20 protein-coding genes are annotated in these 22,462 nt (G+C 32.4%); 10 read left to right on the top strand and 10 right to left on the bottom strand.

What is annotated here, in order from left to right; all coding sequences use genetic code 11:
• Window positions 1–137: 137 nt before the first annotated feature.
• The 9 genes from ilvA to ilvD all read right to left on the bottom strand — a co-directional run bounded on the left by ilvA (window position 138) and on the right by ilvD (window position 10,767).
• The gene (gene ilvA / locus HMPREF2561_RS03835; protein WP_070468358.1) at window positions 138–1,406 is read right to left on the bottom strand and encodes a threonine ammonia-lyase IlvA; all 1,269 of its coding nucleotides are present in this window, start codon (window positions 1,404–1,406) and stop codon (window positions 138–140) included.
• Window positions 1,407–1,418: 12 nt separating this feature from the next.
• Entirely contained in the window at window positions 1,419–1,988 is a 570-nt protein-coding gene (gene leuD / locus HMPREF2561_RS03830) for a 3-isopropylmalate dehydratase small subunit (RefSeq protein WP_017175295.1), read from the bottom strand.
• Window positions 1,989–1,991: 3 nt separating this feature from the next.
• Entirely contained in the window at window positions 1,992–3,362 is a 1,371-nt protein-coding gene (leuC, locus tag HMPREF2561_RS03825) for a 3-isopropylmalate dehydratase large subunit (protein WP_037541697.1), read from the bottom strand.
• A 17-nt stretch (window positions 3,363–3,379) separates the two neighbouring features.
• Complete coding sequence (gene leuB, locus HMPREF2561_RS03820) at window positions 3,380–4,423, bottom strand: 3-isopropylmalate dehydrogenase (protein WP_017175293.1); 1,044 nt, start codon at window positions 4,421–4,423, stop codon at window positions 3,380–3,382.
• Window positions 4,423–5,955 (bottom strand): 2-isopropylmalate synthase, encoded by a 1,533-nt coding sequence (locus HMPREF2561_RS03815; protein ID WP_017175292.1) that lies wholly within the window; start codon window positions 5,953–5,955, stop codon window positions 4,423–4,425. The genes leuB and HMPREF2561_RS03815 overlap by 1 nt, the downstream gene beginning before the upstream one ends.
• Window positions 5,956–5,975: 20 nt before the next feature.
• Window positions 5,976–6,980, bottom strand: a complete 1,005-nt coding sequence (ilvC, locus tag HMPREF2561_RS03810; protein ID WP_002455079.1) for a ketol-acid reductoisomerase — start codon at window positions 6,978–6,980, stop codon at window positions 5,976–5,978.
• Between the two features lie 125 nt (window positions 6,981–7,105).
• Window positions 7,106–7,345, bottom strand: coding sequence for an ACT domain-containing protein (locus HMPREF2561_RS03805; RefSeq protein WP_017175291.1), 240 nt, complete (start codon window positions 7,343–7,345; stop codon window positions 7,106–7,108).
• Window positions 7,342–9,060, bottom strand: a complete 1,719-nt coding sequence (gene ilvB, locus HMPREF2561_RS03800) for a biosynthetic-type acetolactate synthase large subunit (RefSeq protein WP_017175290.1) — start codon at window positions 9,058–9,060, stop codon at window positions 7,342–7,344. The genes HMPREF2561_RS03805 and ilvB overlap by 4 nt, the downstream gene beginning before the upstream one ends.
• A gap of 18 nt (window positions 9,061–9,078) precedes the next feature.
• The gene (gene ilvD, locus HMPREF2561_RS03795; protein ID WP_017175289.1) at window positions 9,079–10,767 is read right to left on the bottom strand and encodes a dihydroxy-acid dehydratase; all 1,689 of its coding nucleotides are present in this window, start codon (window positions 10,765–10,767) and stop codon (window positions 9,079–9,081) included.
• Window positions 10,768–11,209: 442 nt separating this feature from the next.
• On the opposite strand from ilvD, the gene tsaE reads away from it, so the two are divergent.
• Genes tsaE through tsaD form a run of 4 tightly spaced genes read left to right on the top strand, consistent with a single transcriptional unit; the run spans window position 11,210 to window position 13,772 of the window.
• Window positions 11,210–11,671, top strand: coding sequence for a tRNA (adenosine(37)-N6)-threonylcarbamoyltransferase complex ATPase subunit type 1 TsaE (gene tsaE / locus HMPREF2561_RS03790; protein WP_017175288.1), 462 nt, complete (start codon window positions 11,210–11,212; stop codon window positions 11,669–11,671).
• Window positions 11,652–12,317, top strand: coding sequence for a tRNA (adenosine(37)-N6)-threonylcarbamoyltransferase complex dimerization subunit type 1 TsaB (tsaB, locus tag HMPREF2561_RS03785; protein WP_048761685.1), 666 nt, complete (start codon window positions 11,652–11,654; stop codon window positions 12,315–12,317). Before tsaE ends, tsaB begins: the two co-directional genes overlap by 20 nt.
• An 11-nt stretch (window positions 12,318–12,328) precedes the next feature.
• Window positions 12,329–12,754, top strand: a complete 426-nt coding sequence (gene rimI, locus HMPREF2561_RS03780) for a ribosomal protein S18-alanine N-acetyltransferase (protein ID WP_371089563.1) — start codon at window positions 12,329–12,331, stop codon at window positions 12,752–12,754.
• The gene (gene tsaD / locus HMPREF2561_RS03775; RefSeq protein ID WP_019835766.1) at window positions 12,747–13,772 is read left to right on the top strand and encodes a tRNA (adenosine(37)-N6)-threonylcarbamoyltransferase complex transferase subunit TsaD; all 1,026 of its coding nucleotides are present in this window, start codon (window positions 12,747–12,749) and stop codon (window positions 13,770–13,772) included. Before rimI ends, tsaD begins: the two co-directional genes overlap by 8 nt.
• 337 nt (window positions 13,773–14,109) lie before the next feature.
• On the opposite strand, the gene HMPREF2561_RS03770 is transcribed toward tsaD, so the two are convergent.
• Window positions 14,110–16,047, bottom strand: a complete 1,938-nt coding sequence (locus HMPREF2561_RS03770; RefSeq protein ID WP_070468356.1) for an ABC-F family ATP-binding cassette domain-containing protein — start codon at window positions 16,045–16,047, stop codon at window positions 14,110–14,112.
• Between the two features lie 245 nt (window positions 16,048–16,292).
• Here HMPREF2561_RS03770 and HMPREF2561_RS03765 point away from each other — a divergent pair, with 245 nt between their 5' ends.
• From HMPREF2561_RS03765 to HMPREF2561_RS03740, 6 genes are all read left to right on the top strand, one after another.
• Complete coding sequence (locus tag HMPREF2561_RS03765; RefSeq protein ID WP_017175284.1) at window positions 16,293–16,931, top strand: redox-sensing transcriptional repressor Rex; 639 nt, start codon at window positions 16,293–16,295, stop codon at window positions 16,929–16,931.
• Window positions 16,932–17,074: 143 nt separating this feature from the next.
• On the top strand, window positions 17,075–18,163 hold the full coding sequence (locus HMPREF2561_RS03760) for a YeeE/YedE family protein (RefSeq protein WP_172952305.1): 1,089 nt from the start codon (window positions 17,075–17,077) through the stop codon (window positions 18,161–18,163).
• A 17-nt stretch (window positions 18,164–18,180) separates the two neighbouring features.
• On the top strand, window positions 18,181–18,405 hold the full coding sequence (locus HMPREF2561_RS03755; RefSeq protein WP_002448268.1) for a sulfurtransferase TusA family protein: 225 nt from the start codon (window positions 18,181–18,183) through the stop codon (window positions 18,403–18,405).
• Between the two features lie 108 nt (window positions 18,406–18,513).
• On the top strand, window positions 18,514–19,758 hold the full coding sequence (locus HMPREF2561_RS03750; protein ID WP_070468354.1) for an ammonium transporter: 1,245 nt from the start codon (window positions 18,514–18,516) through the stop codon (window positions 19,756–19,758).
• 255 nt (window positions 19,759–20,013) lie between these two features.
• Complete coding sequence (locus tag HMPREF2561_RS03745; RefSeq protein WP_017175281.1) at window positions 20,014–21,501, top strand: sucrose-6-phosphate hydrolase; 1,488 nt, start codon at window positions 20,014–20,016, stop codon at window positions 21,499–21,501.
• Window positions 21,502–22,461 (top strand): carbohydrate kinase family protein, encoded by a 960-nt coding sequence (locus HMPREF2561_RS03740; protein WP_070468352.1) that lies wholly within the window; start codon window positions 21,502–21,504, stop codon window positions 22,459–22,461.
• The last annotated feature ends 1 nt before the right edge of the window (window position 22,462 follow it).

The raw sequence follows: 22,462 nt of genomic DNA, 5'->3' as shown, positions 1-22,462 counted from the left end.
GAGGTCTCTTTTTTTATGTCGAAATTTAGATAAATCTTTTGAAACTAATGAATTGAGGAGTAAATGTATTAAACTAAAAAATGATAAAAATAATAAAACTTCTTCAATAATATACTGAAGAAGTTTTTAATATTATTTCAAATTAATAATGAATACAACATTTTATTTTCATTAATATAAATATTTGATGGATCAAATTCATCGACATTATGTTTTAATTGTTCTAAATCTTGATGATTATTTAACTGAATGCCAATAATAACAGTACCCGTATTTTGAGAAGCTTTTTTTAGATATTCAAATTTAGTAATATCATCTTGAGGACCTAAAACATCATTAACAAATTCTTTTAAAGCTCCTGGACGTTGAGGGAAATTTAAAATGAAATAATGTTTCATTTCTTTATATAAAAGTGAACGTTCTTCAATTTCTTTCATACGATTAATATCATTATTTCCACCACTGACTACGCATACTACAGTTTTTCCTATAATATTGTCTTTATAAAATTCAAGAGCTGATACACTTAATGCACCTGCTGGTTCTGCTACTATTGCTTGTTTAGAGTACATATCTAAAATTGTAGAACATACTGCGCCTTCATCAATTTGTAAGTAGTCGTTGACGTATTGTTTGACAATATTAAAGGTAATATCACCAACACGTGCTACTGAAGCGCCATCAACAAATTTATCTATATGTTCTAAAGTTACAACTTTATTTTGAACTACTACTGATTCATACATACTACTTGCTCCGGCAGGTTCGACGCCAATGATTTGTGTATGTGGACTATGTTCATGCATATATGTACTTACACCGGATATTAGACCTCCGCCTCCAATAGCTGCAAAGAGATAATCAAATTGAATCTTTTCTTTTTTTGCTTCTAATAAAATTTCTTTTGCTAATGTCCCTTGACCAGCGATAGTATAAACATTGTTGAATGGATCAATAAATGTCATATGATGCTCATCTGTATAAACTAAAGCTTCTTTTAAACAATCATCAAATGTATCGCCAGTTAGAACGATTTCTACATTTTCTGCACCGAAGAATTTAACTTGATTTACTTTTTGAAGAGGGGTTGTCACTGGCATAAAGATAACAGCTTTTAAATTTAATGCTTTAGCAGTATAAGCTACTCCTTGGGCATGATTACCAGCACTTGCGCAAGTAATACCTTTTGATTTAGCTTGTGTGTCTAATACTGAAATAGCGTTATAAGCACCACGCAATTTAAATGAGCGTACCCATTGCAAGTCTTCTCTTTTTAAATAAACATTACAATTATATTTTTGTGAAAGATAATGATCATATTGTAATGGTGTTTCTTTCACAACATCTTTTATACGTAAATAAGCTTCGTCTACATCAGTAGCTGTTATCGTTGTCTTTAAAACCATTTGTTATCATCCTTACATTGTTTTCTCATATTTCTCTATTAATTCTTCATATTTTAATGTAATAGCAATATCATCTAATCCATTTATAAGTTTATCTTTCCAAGTTTCATCTATATCAAAGTGGAAAGATTGATGATTTGCTGACACAGTTTGATTTGGTAAATCAACCGTTATATTATTTTGATCGGCTAGATATTTTCTAGATTGTTCATTTAAAACAATAGGTAACATTCCATTTTTTGTACAATTCATATAGAAGATATCGCTAAAACCACCAGCAATAATAATATTAAAGCCAAAATCTTTTAAAGCCCAAGCAGCATGTTCACGACTTGAACCACAACCAAAGTTGTCTCCAGTAATAAGAATTGAAGCACCTTTATATTTTGGTTTGTTTAGATTAAAATCCGGATTATCTGATCCATCAGGTAAATAACGCCATTCATCAAAAGCAAAGGGTCCAAAACCAGTTTTAGTAATTCGTTTAAGATGAACTTTTGGAATAATTTGATCTGTATCAATATTGTCGTTAAACAAAGGGACTACTTTACCTGTGTATTGGGTGATAGGTTGAATATCCATTACTTATACAACCACCTTTCTTACGTCAACGAATTTACCATTTATTGCTGCGGCTGCAGCCATAGCCGGAGAAACAAGATGTGTACGTGCACCTTTACCTTGTCGACCCTCAAAATTTCGATTACTTGTTGAGGCACAATGGACACCTTCTGGTACTTGGTCAGGATTCATTCCTAAGCACATGGAACATCCAGGTTCTCTCCATTCAAAGCCTGCTTCTTTAAATACTTTGTCTAACCCTAGAGATTCTGCTTCTTTTTTTACTGTACGTGAGCCAGGAACAACAATAGCAGTAATTTTAGGATGTACTTTTTTTCCTTTTACGATATGGCTTGCTTCTATCAAATCTGATAGGCGAGCATTAGTACATGAACCTAAAAAGACATAACCTAAATCGATATCTTCTGCTTTTTGACCAGGTTTTAGTCCCATATAGTTGTATGCACGTTCATCATTAATATTTTGAATTTCTGGGAATGGAGAACTAAAATTCACACCCATCTCTGGATTTGTGCCCCATGTCACTTGAGGTTCTAAATTGGTTACATCAAGTGTAATCACTTTGTCAAAATGAGCATCTTCATCTGAATATAGTTTCTGCCATTCTCCAATAGATTGATTAAAGTTCTGTGCATATGGTCGACCTTTGATGTATTCAAATGTAGTTTCATCCGGTTGAATAATACCGTATTTAGCTCCACCTTCAATTGCCATGTTACAAATTGTCATTCGACCCTCCATGGATAGTGATTGAATGGTTTCTCCAGTAAACTCAAGTGCATAGCCTGTTCCGAAATCTACACCATGTTGATTGATTAAATGTAAAATAATATCTTTAGCATACACACCTGGTTGTAATTTACCTGAAACTTCAATTTTAAGATTTTTAGGTTTTGTTTGCCATAATGTTTGAGTTGCAAAAACATGTTCTACTTCACTTGTTCCAATGCCAAAAGCAATAGCACCAAATGCCCCGTGAGTTGCTGTATGTGAATCACCACATACGATTGTCTTACCTGGTTGTGTTAATCCAGTTTCAGGACCTACCATATGAACGATACCTTGCTCATCTGAACCCATATCAAAAATATGTACACCAAAATCTTTGGCGTTTTTCTGTAAAGTCGTAATCTGTTTATTAGCAATTTCATCTCTAATATTAAATATATCGATTGTAGGAACATTATGATCAAGAGTTGCAAAGGTTAAATCTGGACGTCTAAGTTGTCTTTTTTGAAGTCTTAATCCTTCAAAAGCTTGAGGAGAGGTCACTTCATGTATAAGATGCAAATCTATGTATAAGAGTTGAGGTTCGCCTTCTTTACCAGTTAAGACATGTTTATTCCAAACTTTATCAAATAATGTTTGAGCCATTATTTATGTACCTCCCTTTATTGATAACTTTTTTTTAGTAACTCAAAGATGTCTGAAGTTTTATAGTGTCCTCCAAGATCTTTTGTTGTTTTACCAATTTTAATTAAATGATATACAGCATGTTCTAATTCTTCTGCTGCGACACTTTGATTTAAACTTTCTCTTAAACACATTGCTAGTGACAATACCATTCCAAATGGATTAGCAAGATTTTGATGAGCAATGTCAGGCGCTGAACCATGAATAGGTTCATAAAGTCTAGTACCGTGTTCACTAAAACTTGCCGAAGGTGATAAACCGAGTGAACCAGGTATTACTGAAGCTTCATCACTTAAAATATCACCAAAGAGATTTTCAGTAACAATGACGTCGAATTGTGAAGGATGAGTAATTAAATGCATACTACACGCATCAACGAGTAAATGATTTAATTCGATGTCCGGATAAGACTTGCTTACTTCAGTAACAGTTTTTCTCCAAAGTTTACTTGAAGCAAGGACATTCTCTTTATCTACAGAAGTTACTTTTTTACTACGAGTACGTGCTAATTCAAATGCAACTTTAGCAATACGTTCTATTTCAGCTTTAGTATAAGTGAGAGAATCTAATGCTTCAGAATGATTCATATGTCTAGGTTCACCAAAATAAATGCCACTCGTTAATTCACGAACTATAACTAAGTCTGTATGTTTAACACGCTCTTCTTTTAAAGGTGAAAATTGACTGGTACCTTCAGTCACTTTAGTAGGACGAATATTAGCAAATAAGCCTAACTTTTTACGTAACGCTAATAATCCTTGTTCTGGACGATTATTAGGATCTGTCCATTTTGGTCCTCCAACTGCTCCTAATAAAATCGCATCTGCTTCTTGACAGGCAGAGAGTGTTTCATTAGGAAGGGGAGTGCCATGTGTATCAATGGCGGCTCCTCCAAAATCATAACTTTTTAAATTATAGGTGAAATTGTATTTCTTACTTATTATTTCTAATAACTCTAAACTTCCATTTAAAATTTCAGGTCCGATGCCATCTCCGGGTAAAGCAACAATTTTATATGTCATTATTTATTACCTACTTTCTCTAAATCTTGGGCAATATATTTAGCATGAGCTTCTACATATGCTTTACAAGAAGCTTGAAGTATATCATGATCGATACCTATACCATTAACATGTTGATTTTCAATAACAAGCTCAACATGAACCTCAGCTTGTGCATCTGTACCTTCAGTAACTGAATCAATTCTATAATCGATGAGTTCACTATCCTTTTTAAAAATACGATCAACAGCATTGTAAATTGCAACAATTGATCCTGTACCAATGCTTGAATCTTGATAAATATGACCTTTTTTATCTTTAATGACAACAACAGCGCTTTGTAGACCATTTGAAACATATTGTAATTGCAAAGTTTCTACTTGATAAATTGCATTTTGTTCATGTTCAGAACCTTGAATAATCGCATGAATATCTCGGTCAGATACTGATTTTTTCTTATCTGCTACTGCTTTAAATTGTTTGAATAACTCGATTTGTTGTTTAGGTTCAATGTCATAACCTAACGTTTTAAGTTTTTCAGCAAAAGCATGTTTACCAGAAAGTTTGCCTAAAGGTAATTCGTTTTTGCTTATTCCAACAAGTTGAGGCGTCATGATTTCGTACGTTTCAGGATTTTTAAGAACACCATCTTGATGAATACCTGATTCATGACTGAAAGCATTTTGACCAACAATTGCTTTATTTCTTGGAACTCGAATGCCTGCATATCTAGAAATTAAATCTGAAGTCAATTTAGTTTGCTCTAATTTTAATTTTGTTTCAATACCATAATGATCTTTGCGAACGTATAGTGCTAATGCAATTTCTTCTAATGCAGTATTACCTGCACGTTCACCAATACCATTTACAGTACCTTCAATGCGTTTCGCGCCATTTTCAATTGCAGCTAAGCTATTTGCTACTGCCATACCCAAATCATCATGACAATGTGCACTATAAATAATTTCTTTTTCTGATTTAACATTTGTAATAAGAGATTTAAAAATGACACCATATTCACTTGGATAACTATATCCAACAGTATCTGGAATATTGATTATTGTAGCTCCTGCATCAACAGCTGTTTGAACAGATTTTATAAGGAATGCTTGATCTGTTCTTGATGCATCTTCTGGTGAGAATTGTACTACATCGAATAATGATTTAGCATAACTGACATGTTCCTTAATTGATTCTAAGACTTCTTCTTGAGTCATTTTTAGCTTATGCTCTAAATGAATAGGGGAAGTAGCAATAAATACATGAACACGTGGTTTAGCAGCACATTTTGTTGCTTCATATACAGCATCAATATCAGATTTTTTACATCTTGCTAATCCACACACTGCAGTGGTAGTTAATGCTTTAGAGATTGCTTCTACAGATTTAAAACTTCCAGTACTTGAAGCGGGGAAGCCTGCTTCAATAACATCGACTCCCCATTTTTCAAGTTGCTTAGCAATACTTAAACGTTCATCAAATGAAAAATTCACACCAGGTGTTTGCTCTCCATCTCTTAACGTTGTATCAAATATTTGAATATGGCTTTCCATTTTTAACATCTCCTTACATTTTATTTTTGAATGCTTTTAGATTTAATGAATGGCATCATTTTTCTTAGTTCACGACCCACTGCTTCAATTTCATGACCATGTTGTTGTTCACGTAATTCATAAAATTCTTTAAATCCATTTTCGTTATCTTTAACAAAGCGATTAGCGAAATTACCATTTTGAATATCTTTAAGTACTTCTTTCATATTATCTTTAACATCTGGAGTAATGACACGTGGACCAGATACGTAGTCACCAAATTCAGCAGTATTTGAAATTGAATAACGTACATTTTCCATACCGCCTTCATACATTAAATCAACGATCAGTTTCATTTCATGTAGTACTTCAAAATATGCTAATTCTTTTTGATATCCAGCTTCCACTAATGTCTCGAAACCACTTTGAATCAGTTTATGAATTCCCCCACAAAGTACAGCTTGTTCACCGAATAAGTCAGTTTCAGTTTCTTCTTTAAATGTTGTTTCAATAACACCAGCACGTGTAGCACCAATACCTTTTGCATAACTTAAAGCAATATCACGTGCATGACCTGTAGCATCTTGTTGAACGCCAAATAATGCTGGCACAGCTGAACCTTCAACAAATGTACGTCTTACTAGATGACCAGGACCTTTAGGTGCTACTAAGAAGACATCTACATCTTTAGGTGGTTCGATGACGTTAAAATGAATATTAAATCCATGTGCAAAAGCTAATGCATTACCAGCTTCTAAATTTGGAGCAATTTCATTTTTATATACATTACCTTGAATTTCATCAGGAAGTAATACCATAATAACGTCTGCTTGTTTAACTGCTTCAGCCACTGGATAAACATCTAATCCATCTTCTTTAGCTTTATTAAATGAATTACCTGGACGAATACCAACTCTTACGTCGTAACCGTTATCTTTAAGGTTTTGAGCATGTGCATGGCCTTGAGAACCGTAACCGATAATAGCGATTTTTTTACCTTGTAGTGCATCTTTTTCTACTGATTGATCATAATAAACTTTTGTCATAATACTTTCCTCCATTAGTTAAAAAATTTCAAAAATTGCGAATATTAAAAAGGTAATAATTAACTTTATGATGTTAGACATTAAATATGATAATTGATGTAAAATGCTAGCGCATCATCTAAGAATTAATCATTCACATCTTCAACATTAATAACACTGACTTGTTTTTTTAATTTAGTAATTAAAATTCGATATACATCTTCATCCTCAATATGAACTTTGATTGTCATATCAGATATGCCATCTTCACTAGCAGGTTTTACATATAATTCATTGATATTGTACTGTAATCTTACAAAAGCACTTGTGATTCGATTTAACGTACTGACTTGGTCAGCTACTTTTAATTTTAAAGTTCGGTTCATTCTAGGCCCTCCATTTCATGATTAGCTTTACCACTAGGAATCATAGGGTTTACAGGTTCCGCTGGAGAAATTCTTACTTCAATTAAAGCAGGACCTTCATAATTAAAAGCTTCATCTAATTGCGCTTTTAATTTATTAGGGTGATCGATTAAGAAGCTTTTAACACCGTAAGCTTCAGCCATTTTAATAAAATCTGGTTGATCATTGAAAACAGAATGTGAAAAACGTTGATTAAAGAATTTATCTTGCCATTGTTTTACCATTCCTAATGTACCGTTGTTAATTAAAACAATTTTTACATTTAGATGATATTCAGGTAATAACGCCATTTCTTGATTGGTCATTTGGAATCCACCATCACCTACAAAACAAATAACTGTTTTATCTGGAGCTGCGAGTTGTGCACCAATTGCTGAAGGAATACCGAATCCCATTGTTCCTAATCCACCACTTGTAACCCATTGACTATGATGTTTAAACGGATAAAATTGTGCTGACCACATTTGATGCTGACCTACATCTGTAGTGATGATGGCTTCACCATTTGTGATTTTACCAATATATTCAATCGCTTCTTGTGGACGACAAAATGTATCATTAGCTTCTTTGTATTTAAATGGATGTTTTGATTTATTATCTAAACAATGGTCTACCCATTCTTTGTATGTAGCATGACTTTGATGTTCAGTAACTAATGTTTCTAATACTTTTTTACAATCTGCAACAATACCGAGTGTTGTAGGAATCACTTTATTAATTTCTGATTCATCAATATCAATGTGTACCACTTTAGCATTTGGTGCGAATTCGTTAGGATTACTAGCCAAACGGTCATCAAATCGACTACCTAAATTAATGAGTAAGTCACATTCAGTGAGTGCCATGTTACTTGCATAAGAGCCATGCATACCGCCCATACCAAGGAAAAGGGGATTTTCATATGGAATAGCACCTAGACCTAATAAAGTTGTAACAACAGGAATTTGATGGTGAGTAACAAATTCGGTTAATAAATCATTTGATTTTGAGTGATTGATACCTGCTCCAGCTAAAACAACAGGTTGTTTTGCATGATTTAAATATTGAGAAAGTTGTTGAATATCTTCTTTATTTGGATTTTCAGTTACTTGATATGAAGGTAAATGAACTTCTTCTTCAAGTGGAGCAGAAGAAGTTAAAACGCCCATATCTTTTGGGAAATCAATAACTACAGGTCCTTTACGTCCAGTATTTGCTAAATAGAATGCCTCGTGAACAATTCTAGGAATATCATCTACATGTTTAACTTGGTAATTAGCTTTTGTAATTGGCGTCGTCATTGATAATAAATCAGCTTCTTGGAATGCATCTTTACCAATACCAGGGGTTGCCACTTGTCCGGTAAATACGACTAAGGGTAGAGAATCACAATAAGCATCAGTAATACCAGTGATAGCATTTGTAGCTCCAGGACCACTTGTTACGACGACGACACCTGGTTTGCCAGAAACACGTGCGTATCCTTCAGCGGCATGGGTAGCACCTTGTTCATGACGTGCCAGAATATGTTTAATTTTTTCATCATAAAATGTATCGTATAATGGTAAAACTGCACCACCTGGATATCCAAAAATGAAATCAACATCTTCGTGTACGAGTGCTTCTACTAATAAGTCAGAACCGCTTCGAGTTGTAAGTGTTTCAGTTTGTTTATTACTTTCCTTTGTTTTTGACATATTTATCGCTCCTTAAATTTAAATAAGATTTTCTGGGACTTGCATAATACCACCCGTATTTGCACTGGTTACTAAAGCAGTGTATCTTGCAAGATAACCTGTTTTTACTTTAGCTTTAAAAGGCTCAAGTTCTTCTTTACGTTTATACAATTCTTCTTGAGGCTGATTAACATCTAAAGTTCGATTTACTAAGTCAATAGTAATTTCATCACCATCTCTAATCAGACCAATAGGACCTCCTGAGGCTGCTTCTGGTGAAATATGACCTACAGCGATACCACGAGTAGCTCCAGAAAAACGTCCATCCGTAATTAAAGCAACATCTTTTCCTAAACCTCTTCCGACGATAGATGATGTAGGAGCTAACATTTCTGGCATACCCGGACCTCCTTTAGGTCCTTCATATCGAATGACCACTACGTGACCTTCACGAACTGTTTTATTATCAATTGCTTCTACAGCTGCATCATGTGAATCAAAGCAAATTGCTTTTCCTTTAAATACTTTGATTGAAGGATCAACACCACCAACTTTAATTACTGCACCTTTAGGAGCAATATTACCGAATAAGACGGACAATCCACCTTCTTTATCATATGGAGCATCTAAAGAATGAATAACATCGAAATTTTTAATCTCTTTACCTTGGTTATTTTCTCTTAATGTTTTACCAGTAACTGTGAGTCGATCTGGATGTAGGGTTCCTTCTTTTTTCATTAATTCATTAATGATTGCTGGACATCCGCCAGCTTCATGAACATCGTGCATAGAATAAGAAGAACTTGGTGCAATCTTAGATAAATAAGGCGTTTTTTTAGCAATTTCATTAATTCTTTCTAAGTCATATTCAATTCCAGCTTCATTAGCAATTGCTAATGTATGAAGTACAGTATTTGTTGAACCACCCATTGCCATATCTAAAGCAAATGCATCATCAATTGCTTCTTTCGTAACAATATCACGAGGTTTAATATCATTTTTTATATTTTCTACCAATTGGAATGCTGCTTGTCTAATCATTTTACGACGTTGATCGCTTACTGCTAAAGCTGTACCGTTGTAGGGAAGTGCTAATCCTAAGACTTCCATTAAACAGTTCATAGAATTTGCTGTGAACATTCCTGCACATGATCCACATGTTGGACAAGCATTTTGTTCCATATCTAAAAATTCTTCTTTAGTAATTGAACCTTCTTTAAAAGCTCCGACTGCTTCGAACATAGATGATAGAGTTAAAGCTTTTCCCTGAGCAGATAAACCAGCTTTCATTGGGCCACCTGAACAAAAGATAGCAGGGACATTTGTTCTAACAGCTGCTAATAACATGCCAGGTGTAATTTTGTCACAGTTAGGAATATAAAATACACCATCAAACCAATGAGCATTGATAACAGTTTCAGCCGCATCTGCAATAATTTCACGTGACGGTAAGGAATACCTCATACCAATATGTCCCATTGCTATTCCATCATCGACACCAATTGTATTAAATTCAAAAGGAATTGCACCTGCTTCACGAATCGCTTCTTTTGCAATATCAGCTAATTCTCTTAAATGAACATGTCCAGGAACGATATCGATATATGAATTACAAATTGCTACAAAAGGTTTATTCATGTCAGTAGGACTTTTAAGTGCTCCTGTCGCGTGTAATAGGCTTCTTGCTGGTGCTTGGTGATCACCTTTTTTTATCATGTCACTTCTCATTTATTCATTCCCCCATAAATTACTAATTATTAAAATAAAAAAACGCCCCAATAAAGTTGGGACGTTTTTAAGTCCCATTCAATGAGAAATAGGACTTAAACATTTAGTAAATTAAGCTACTAAAGTTCCAGCCCTGAAGAGTATAATAAAATAATTAAATTTTCTAGTGGTGACAGTGAATATGTAAATGATTGCATGGTATTATACTCCTTTCTTGAATGGATGATTATTTGAATAGTTAGAATTGTTTAAAAATTTGATAAATTTAATTTACACTAAACAGATATTAAAGTCAATACTCTTTTTAGAATTTTCTAACAATTTAGAAGAATGATTTATGTTTTATTAATGAGAAATTTTTAGTAAAGTTTGTTACAATTATTAAGTTAAATTTAGATGAAATAACGAAGTGTAAAATAAACATGAGGAGAGAGAACAATACATGATACCTATCAAAAATTTAGATGAGATGGAACATTTTGCTAAAATTTTAATGAAGCATGTTGGTTCAAAAGATGTCATTTTATTGAATGGAGATTTAGGTGCTGGTAAAACAACGTTGACTCAATTTATAGGTAAATATCTAGGAGTAAAGCGTAATATTAATTCTCCTACGTTTAATATCATAAAATCATACAAAGGTAAGGAGTTAAAACTTCATCATATGGATTGTTATCGCTTAGAAGATTCAGATGAAGATTTAGGATTTAATGAATACTTTGAAGATGACGCTGTTACAATAATTGAATGGAGTCAATTTATACAGGAGTTCCTTCCAGAAGAGTATTTAGTGATTAATATTACGACTATAAATGAAAGTCAACGACAAATTAATATAGCAGCAAAAGGCTATCATTATACTAAAATAAAGGAAGAGATAGACAATGAACTTACTGTTAATTGATACTTCAAATCAACCCATGTCAATTGCTTTGATGAACGATGATGAGGTTTTAGCAATAAAAACAACAAATAGTAAAAAAGATCATTCGAGCCAACTTATGCCTGGTATTCAATCCTTATTTAATGAATCGAATTTAAAAAAACAAGAATTAGATGGGATTGTTGTTGCAAAAGGACCTGGCTCTTATACAGGAGTGAGAATAGGCGTTACTGTAGCGAAAACATTAGCCTATGCTTTGAATACTAAATTATATGGTGTCTCATCGTTAAAAGCATTAGCGGCTACTATAGATACGAATGATAAAAGAATTATTGTACCAATATTTGATGCTCGTCGTGAAGCGGTATATACAGGATTATATCAATATGAAAATAATCAATTAAATACAATTGAAAAAGACCAATATATTTCTTTAGAAGCGTTGCATAAAAAACTCAATGCTTTAAATCAACCTTATGTGTTTGTAGGAGAGGACACGGAAAAATTATCTGAATTACTACATGGAGATATTGAGACTAAACTGCCTAATGCAACTGTCATGAAACATTTGATTCATCAACCTGAGAACATTCATACGTTTGTACCAAATTATATAAAATTGTCAGAGGCGGAACGTAATTGGTTAAACCAACAGAAGAACAGTTAACTATTAGAGCGATGCAAGTCGATGATGTACCAAGTGTTTTCGATATTGAGAGAGAAAGCTTCAACGATAGTTCATGGACCATTGATGCATTTTACCATGAATTAAATGAAAATAACTTCGCAAAGTACTTTGTTGTTATTTTTAAAGAAGAAATTATTGGATATTTAGGATTATGGATAGTAATTGATCAAGCTCAAATTACAACCATAGCAATCAAAGAATCATTCAGAGACTATGGATTAGGTCAGCTATTACTAAATTATGTGATGGACTATGCTAGGCATACTTGTGATGTGATGAGTTTAGAAGTGAGAATTACGAATGTGATAGCTCAACATGTATATAAAAAATTAGGGTTTCAATATGGCGGTAAAAGAAAAAATTACTATGGAGAAGGCGAGGATGCATTAGTGATGTGGGTGAATTTAAATGAATAGAGACATATTAATATTAGCGGTTGAAACAAGTTGTGACGAAACAAGTGTAAGTGTTATAAAAAATGGAAATACGATTTTATCTAATATTGTACTTAGTCAAATAGAAAGTCATAAACGTTTTGGGGGAGTAGTCCCTGAAGTTGCAAGTAGACACCATGTAGAGGGAATTACGACTACAATTGATGAAGCGTTATCTTCAGCTAATGCTACTATGGAAGATATCGATGCCGTAGCTGTTACACAAGGGCCTGGATTAATAGGGGCACTTCTAATAGGAATTAATGCAGCAAAAGCTTTAGCATTTGCTTATAATAAGCCAATCATTCCTGTTCATCATATTGCTGGACATATTTATGCTAATCATCTTGAAGAACCGCTAACCTTTCCTTTAATAGCATTAATCGTTTCGGGTGGACATACAGAACTTGTTTATATGAAATCACATTTAAATTTTGAAGTCATTGGTGAAACACGAGATGATGCTGTAGGAGAGGCTTATGATAAGGTAGCAAGAACAATTGATTTACCATATCCAGGTGGCCCAGCTATAGATGCACTTGCTTTGGAAGGAAAGGACACATATCATTTTCCTAGAGTATGGCTTGAAAAAGATAGTTATGATTTTAGTTTTAGTGGATTAAAAAGTGCAGTGATTAATAAGTTACACAATCAACGACAAAAAAATGAAGACATAAAAAAAGAAGATGTTGCTACCAGTTTCCAAAATAGTGTTGTCGATGTATTAAGTACAAAGGCTATTAATGCTTGTAAATCTTATCATGTTGAACACCTTATTGTAGCTGGCGGAGTAGCTAGTAACAAAGGATTAAGAGAACGATTAAATCATTTGTGTAAAGAAAATAACATTAAACTTTCAATACCTAATTCAAAGTTATGTACAGATAATGCTGCTATGATTGGGGCTGCTGGATATTATTACTATAAAGCTGGAGTAACTTCATCTCTAGATTTAAATGGAAAAAATAATATAGATATTGAAGATGTAACAGTTGAATAATAAAGTAAAAAGTAATTGAACTTAAAATCAAATAAGTTTCAATTACTTTTTTATTTAATTAGATTAATGTATTGATATATGATATATGTCAATAGAGAACGTGTGTACTTATCAACAAATAGTTAATATCTTGTGGATAAAAAGGGGGTAAAGGTGTGAATATAGTTTGAATGTTGTGTAAAAGTTATGTAAATTATTATCATTCGTGTTGTGGATAACTAGGATAAGTTCGTGGATAACTGATATATCGGTATTTTAGTTGTTTATAAATTTGTGAATGAAATAAATAAAAAAACTAGTAAAAATTTGATACTTTTACTAGTTTTTCTTAGATATATTAAATTTTTTCTTGCAATTCTTCCCATTCAGCCATAACATTCTCTAATTGTCGTTCGGTACTTAATTTCTGCTCAGCAAGTTCATTTGCCTTAATAGGATCATTAAAAATATCAGGCTGAGTCAATTGTTGATCAATTTGAGTAATTTGTTCTTCATATTTTTCGATTTGTTCTTCACATTGCTCAATTTGACGCTCAATTTTTCGTAATTCTCTCTTATATTGTTTTTGAGAAGCATACGTATTAGTTGTTGACGAATCGGTGTCTTCTAAATCAAGCGTTTCATCTTTATTGTTTTCCGCTTCAAATTCCTTTAACACAGAAGCTTCTTCTGTTTTCTCAATAAAATATTGATAGTCACCTAAATACAGTTGACCACCATCTTTATTTAAATCAAATACTTTATTTGCTAGTTGATTAATAAAATATCGATCATGGGAAACAAATAAAATTGTACCTTCAAAATCTTTTAACGCTTGTTCTAACATTTCTTTAGAATCTATATCAAGATGGTTAGTAGGTTCATCGAGTATCAAAACGTTATCACGTTGTAACATAAGTAAAGCTAATTGCAAACGTGCTTTTTCGCCCCCTGATAAATCATTAATAACTTTTTTGACGTCATCTTGAACGAATAAAAATCGTCCTAAAATAGCGCGGACATCTTTTTCATTCATCATAGGATATTGATCCCAAACATAATCTAATATTGTTTTATTAGATTTGAATTCTGCTTGTTTTTGATCGTAATATCCTATGTTTAAATTAGCACCATAAGTAATTTCTCCACCTAATGCTTTTTGACGATTTGCAATTGTTTTGATAAGTGTAGTCTTTCCAACTCCATTAGGTCCAATAATAGCAATATGGTCTCCTTTTGTAACTTCAATATTAATAGGAGCAGTGATAGAGGATTGATAACCTACTTCTAGATTACGGATATGCATCACATCATTGCCAGTATTTCTATCAAATCCAAACTGGATATTAGCACTTTTAGCATCCATCATTGGCTTATCGATACGTTCCATTTTTTCTAATGTTTTTCGACGACTTTTAGCCATACCGCTTGTTGAAGCTCGAGTAATATTTTTTTCCACGAAAGTTTCAAGGCGTTTAATTTCTTCTTGTTGTTTTTCATATTCTTGCATTCTTAATTCATAGTATTTATCACGTTGAGTAATAAATTGCTCATAATTACCTACATAACGCTTCACATCTCCTAAAGCAACGTCATATATTTGAGTTACAATTTTATCTAAGAAGTATCTGTCATGACTAATAATAATGATGGCACCTTTAAAATATTTTAAATAATCTTCTAACCACTTAGTTGTTTCCAAGTCAAGATGGTTTGTAGGCTCATCTAATAGTAATAAATCGGGTTCACTTAAAAGCATTTGTGCTAAAGATAAGCGTGTTTTTTGTCCGCCACTAAAATCATTAATGGGTTTATCAAATTCTTCTTCAGTAAAGTTTAAACCATGCAATACTGTTTTAATTTTACTTTCATATTGATAACCTTCAAGTTGTTCAAATTGATTAGATAATGATTCATAACGCTCCATATGTTGTTTATAATCTTCTGAATCATAACTATCAACGTGAGCGGCTAACCAATCAGTTTCATCATTAATAAGCGTTTCCATATGCTTAATATGTTCAAATGGTTTTGACATTTCTTCAATTACAGTCAGAGAAGAATCAAGTGTCATTTGTTGAGTTAAATAACCAATGCGTAAATTCTTGATTTTTGAAATATGGCCACTATCATAATCTTCAACACCTGCAATAATCTTCATTAACGTTGATTTTCCAGCGCCATTTCTTCCTACTACGCCAATACGTTCTCCAGTTTTAACTTCAAAATTAACATGATTAAATATATCTTCACCATCAAACGATTTTGAAATATCATTTAATTGTAAAAGTATCATTCAAGTTTCACCTTTCTATCTATGTAACAATCACATTTATTTAACTTTAAATTTGACATTATTATATCATTTTACAATATAAGGTATGCTTAGGAAACTAAGATATTTATTTTTGAAATAGGTTACGGTATAATATTGCAGTATCCATAATAGGCATTATATATATTTCACTAAAATAACTAATTGCACTCTAGTTAGTTTGAATATATAGATTAAAAAGTTCAAACAAAAGGGGGACATTGCATATGCCTCAAAATCAATCAAAAATACCTCGCGCTACATTAAAACGTTTACCTTTATATTATCGATTTGTTAATTCATTGAAAATCAAAGGTATTGATCGTGTGAGTTCTAAAACAATTAGTGAGGCTTTAGATATTGAATCAGCTACGATAAGAAGAGATTTTTCTTATTTTGGTGAGTTAGGTAAGAAAGGATATGGCTATAACGTTGAGAGTCTTTTAGAATTCTTTAAAACGGAGATTAGCGATAGTAATAATATTCATATTGCTATTGTTGGCGTAGGGAATTTAGGACGTGCATTACTTACTTACAATTTTTCAATACATGATGAAATGACAATTACAGCTGCATTTGATATTGATAAAGATATTGTTGGTACAAAAGTTGGAAAAGTGACAGTAAAGCATATTGATGATATTTCATCTGAACTTCAAAAACAAAATATTAATGTAGTGATTCTTACTACACCAGGAAGTGTGGCACAATCTGTTTCAGATCGACTTATTAAGGCTGATGTAAAAGGTATCTTAAACTTTACTCCTGCTAGAATTGATGTGCCAAATGATGTTCAAGTTCATCATATCGATTTAGGTATCGAATTACAATCACTATTATTCTTTATGAAAAACTCTTCAAATTAATATTAAATTATTTTTTAAAGCTAAAATGCATTTGCATTATAGCTTTTTTTATAAATATATTAATTCAATGGAAAATATTGAAATAGGTTAGTTAATCAATTATAATACCTTAGTAAATCAATCGGGAAAGGGTGTTTTATTTGATTTGGATGATTATTAGTGGATTAATCGTTGGCCTATTATTAGGTTTTGTTATGCAACGTACACGTTTTTGTCTTACTGGCGGATTTAGAGATATGTATGTCCAAAAAAATAATAAAATGTTTTATGCTTTGTTAGTGGCAATTACAGTACAAAGTATAGGCTTACTAGTTTTAACTGGTTTTGATGTATTAACAGTTTCTTATCAAACATTTCCGGTAATAGGTACGATTATTGGTTCATTTGTGTTTGGTATTGGTATAGTATTAGCTGGCGGATGTGCAACTGGCACATGGTATCGAGCTGGGGAAGGATTAATTGGTAGTTGGGTTGCTTTAATTATGTATGCTTTATCAGCAACAATTACCAAAGCTGGAATTCTATTACCTTTAATGAATAAAATTAATAAACCAACGAATGTAAATGCTAGTATGTCACAAACGACAGGCATACCAAGTTGGATATTAGTTATTATATTAACAGCAGTAACATTATTCTTAGTTATCCGTACATTACGTAAACCAAAACCCAAAATTGCTGTGCCCAAATTAAAGCAAAGATATTCAGGAATACGACATTATTTATTTGAAAAGCGCTATCATCCATTTGTAGCTGGAATTATTGTAGGATTGATTGCTTTATTAGCATGGCCTATGAGTTATTCTACTGGACGTGAAGATGGATTAGGTATCACTACTCCATCAGCACATATTGTTCAATTCTTAATGAGTGGAGATTTAAAATTTATCGATTGGGGCGTTTTTTTAGTATTAGGTATATTTATTGGATCATATATTGCTGCTAGAGGAGCAAAAGAATTTAAATGGCGTTTACCAGATAAAATTACTATTAGAAATAGTGCTATTGGTGGTATATGCATGGGATTTGGTGCTTCAGTTGCTGGCGGTTGTTCCATTGGTAATGGATTAGTGGCGACTGCAACACTAAGTTGGCAAGGTTGGATTGCTTTAGCATCGATGATATTAGGTACATGGTTTATGAGTTACTTTATTTTCGTAAGACCAATGAAACAAATTCAAAAACAAACAGCTCAATCTACTCAAATATCTAAACAAACTCAAACAACTTAATTATTGGAGGACTGAATATGTTATACGAATTAGGAACTGTTGGAATGGTATGTCCATTTCCACTTATTGAAGCACAAAAGAAAATGGAAACATTAAAAAATGGTGACGAATTAAAAATAGACTTTGATTGCACTCAAGCAACTGAAGCCATTCCAAACTGGGCAGCTGAACAAGGGTATCCTGTAACAAACTATGAACAACTTGATGATGCTTCATGGACAATCACAGTTCAAAAAGCTTAAGTTTTTTTTATAAATGTAATGTAATATGACAAATTGTGTCATTTAATCTTACGTGTTTTTGCTATTCTTAAAAACTATTAATATGATGTTTTTAAGGAAGTGGTAAAAATGAAGATGGATGACACAATTTTTTTATTTCTATGTATTTTATTAGTTTGGTTAATGACACCAGGATTGAGTTTATTTTATGAAGGCTTAGTTCAATCTAAAAATGTTTTAAATACAGTGATGCAAAGTATGGCTGCTATAATTATTGTTACGTTTACATGGGTGGTCATTGGATTTTCTTTGAGTTTTGGTCATGGAAATGATTGGATAGGTAATTTTGATTTTATTGGTTTGCAACATGTAGGATTTAATACGAATGTTCAATTTAGTCCACATATTCCGTTTGCCTTATTTATGTTATTTCAGATGATGTTTTGTACTATTGCGGTTTCCATTTTATCAGGTTCAATTGCTGAGCGAATGAGATTTATTCCTTTTACTATTTTTATATTTATATGGGTAATTATGATTTACAGTCCTGTAGCTCATTGGGTATGGGGCGGTGGTTGGATTCAACAACTTGATGCTTTAGATTATGCTGGAGGTACCGTAGTACATATTACATCGGGAGTATCAGGATTAGTATTAGCAATAATGATAGGTCACGGAAAAAAAGTAGAGAAACTACAGCCGAATAATTTACTTATTACACTTATAGGTGGTATTTTTGTTTGGATAGGATGGTACGGTTTTAATACAGGAAGTGCGTTTACTTTAAATGATATAGCAGTGATATCGTTTGTAAATACTATCATTGCTGCGAGTGGAGGAGCATTTAGTTGGTTGATTCTTGAATACTTTTCTAATAAAAAGTTAAGCTTACTTGGTTTATTATCAGGTGTACTGTCAGGACTCGTAACCATTACACCAGCAGCTGGATTTGTAAACTACTTAAGTGCATACATTATCTCTATGATTGGTGGTATAGCATGTTATTTTGTGGTCAATTCTATAAAAGAAAAATTAAGATATAATGATACACTTGATGCCTTTGGTATTCATGGTGTTGGAGGTGTGATTGGTGCAATATTGACTGGTGTATTTCAATCACATAAAGTTAATAAAGATATATTAGATGGATTAATCTATACTGGTCATTTACATACTATATGGATACAATGTATTGCAGTTATAGTAGTAGTACTTTACTCGATTATTATAACTTTTATTATTGGAAAGACATTATCAATTTTTATGTCCCTTGCTACGACTGTTGAAGAAGATAAGACAGGTTTAGATCAACTTGTGCATGGTGAAAAGGCATATTTTTATGGAGAATTAAATAAATTACATAAAAGGTATTGATATATATTTAAAATGTTGAAGTTTCATTAGTAAAACAGTACTTGAAGATAATCACGATATGATAAAATTAATATTATGTTGATATTAATTTAGATGATTAGTCTATTAAAAAAATATATCAGATATTGCAAAGTTTGCGGGAGTATTGTAAATACAATTTCCCGCTTTTTAAATCATGGATTGTAAAGTCTTAAGACTAATTACCGTTACGATATTAAATGATAAAATTAATACTAATGATTTAGGAGGCCTAATATGACTGAGTGGTCAAGAGAACAACGCTATCGTCGTATTGAAGATGTGAACAAAGATGAATTAGAAGCGTTAAAGCATCGAATAGAACAATCAAGCTATCGTCAACACTTTCATATTCAACCTGAAACAGGTTTATTAAACGATCCTAATGGATTAATGTTTTATAACGGAACATACTATGTATCTCACCAGTGGTTTCCATTGGGTGCCGTGCATGGACTGAAATATTGGTTTAATTATACTAGTAAAGATTTAGTGACATTTGAACCAAATGGTCCCATATTAAAACCTGATACGATTTATGATAGTCATGGGGTATACAGTGGAAGTGCTTTTGAATTTGAAGGAAACTTATATTATATGTATACAGGTAATCATCGAGATGAAGAATGGAAAAGATATGCGAGTCAAATGATTGCAAAAGTAAAACAAGATGGTTCAATCGAAAAATTAAATAAGCCTGTGATTGCTCATCAACCTGAAGGATATACAAGTCATTTTAGAGATCCAAAAGTATTTAAACATCATGAAGAATATTATGCAATATTAGGTGTCCAAACCCAACAAGAATTAGGACGTTTACTTTTGTACAAAATGATACATCGACAGATTGATCAATGGGAATATATTGGAGAAATTACAACCGAACTAGAAGATTTTGGCTATATGTGGGAATGTCCAGACTATTTTAGTTTAAATGGACAAGATGTAATTATTTTTAGTCCTCAAGGTATTGATGCAAAAGATGAAAAATATAGAAATATTTATCAATCTGGATATCTAATCGGTCATTTAAATTTCGATACATTAGAATTCAAACATGATACATTTATGGAACTTGATAATGGTTTTGATTTTTATGCGCCACAAACATTTATAGATGAATATGGTAAGCGTATTTTAATTGGGTGGATGGGATTACCAGATACTCAATATCCTACAGATGAAGAAGGTTGGGCACATTGTTTAACGATACCTAGAGAGTTAACAATCGAAGAAGGACGGTTACGCCAACGTCCTTTGAAAGCGTTAGAGACGTTACGTCAAAATAAAGAAACAGCATTAGGTTATGCTAACAAATATAATACAACACTTCATCCTTATGAAGGTACGCAATATGAGCTTATTATTGATATTTTAGAAAATGAAGCAACAGAAATATATTTTGAATTAAGAGCATCTAAGTTAAATTCAACATTAATTTCTTATAATACTAGGGAGCAAAAGATTACATTAGATCGATCAGAAAGTGGTGCATTACCTAGTAATGTTGAAGGTGTGACAAGATCTACATATTTAGATTCGCCATTAAAGCAATTACACATTTTTGTGGATACTTCAAGTATTGAAATTTTTTGTAATGATGGAGAGCGTGTCTTGACGTCAAGAATTTTTCCTGATGAAAATGCTACAGCAATTCGCACATCTACAGAAACAGGTCAAGTTTATTTGAAATTTACTAAATATGACTTAGGGAGAGATAAATAAATGAGAAAGTTATACGCTATTGGTGAAGCATTAATCGATTTTATTCCAAATAGAACAAATATTGAACTTAAAGATGTAACGCAATTTAGTCGACAAGTTGGCGGGGCACCTGCTAATGTGGCAAGTGTGGCTAAAAAATTAGGTAGTAGTACAGAACTGGTTACACAACTAGGTAATGACGCTTTTGGAGATATTATTGTAGAGACGTTAGAAAAAATAGGCGTTGGTACAACATATATTAAACGAACAAATACAGCTAATACTGCACTCGCTTTCGTTAGTTTAAAAGAAAATGGAGAACGAGATTTTTCTTTTTATCGTAAACCATCAGCTGACATGCTTTATCATGCTTCGAATTTAGATGAAATCAATGTTTCTAATCAAGATGTTCTACATTTTTGTTCTGTTGATTTAATTGAATGTGATATGAAAAATGCACATCTTGCTATGATTGAAAAATTTGAAGCGGCTCATGGGATGATAGTATTTGATCCAAATGTTAGATTACCACTATGGGATAGCGCAGAAGCGTGTAAAGTAACTATTCAATCATTTCTTCCCAAAGCAAATATCATTAAAATTTCAGATGAAGAAATTGAATTTGTTACTGGAATAAGTGATGAACATAAAGCGATTCAATCTTTATTTAAAGGAAATGTTGAAGTAGTTATCTATACACAAGGAGACAAAGGAGCAACAGCTTATTTAAAAGATGGGACAATTATTCATCATCAAGGGTATAAAGTTGAAGCTGTTGACACTACTGGTGCTGGAGACGCGTTTATTGGTGCAGTCATTAATAGAATTTTAAATACAGAATTAACAGACATTACTTCTCTATTTAAAGGAAAAGGAGAAGAAATTTTAAAATTTAGTAATTTAGTAGCTGCAAAAGTAACTACTAAGTATGGCGCTATCGAAAGTATTCCAAGTTTAGAAGAAGTTATTGAAGAACTTTAAA

Source organism: Staphylococcus sp. HMSC069E10, from assembly GCF_001809205.1.
Lineage (GTDB): Bacteria > Bacillota > Bacilli > Staphylococcales > Staphylococcaceae > Staphylococcus > Staphylococcus hominis.
The sequence above is the reverse complement of the archived record's forward strand: the minus strand, read 5'-3'. Positions and strand labels throughout refer to the sequence as shown.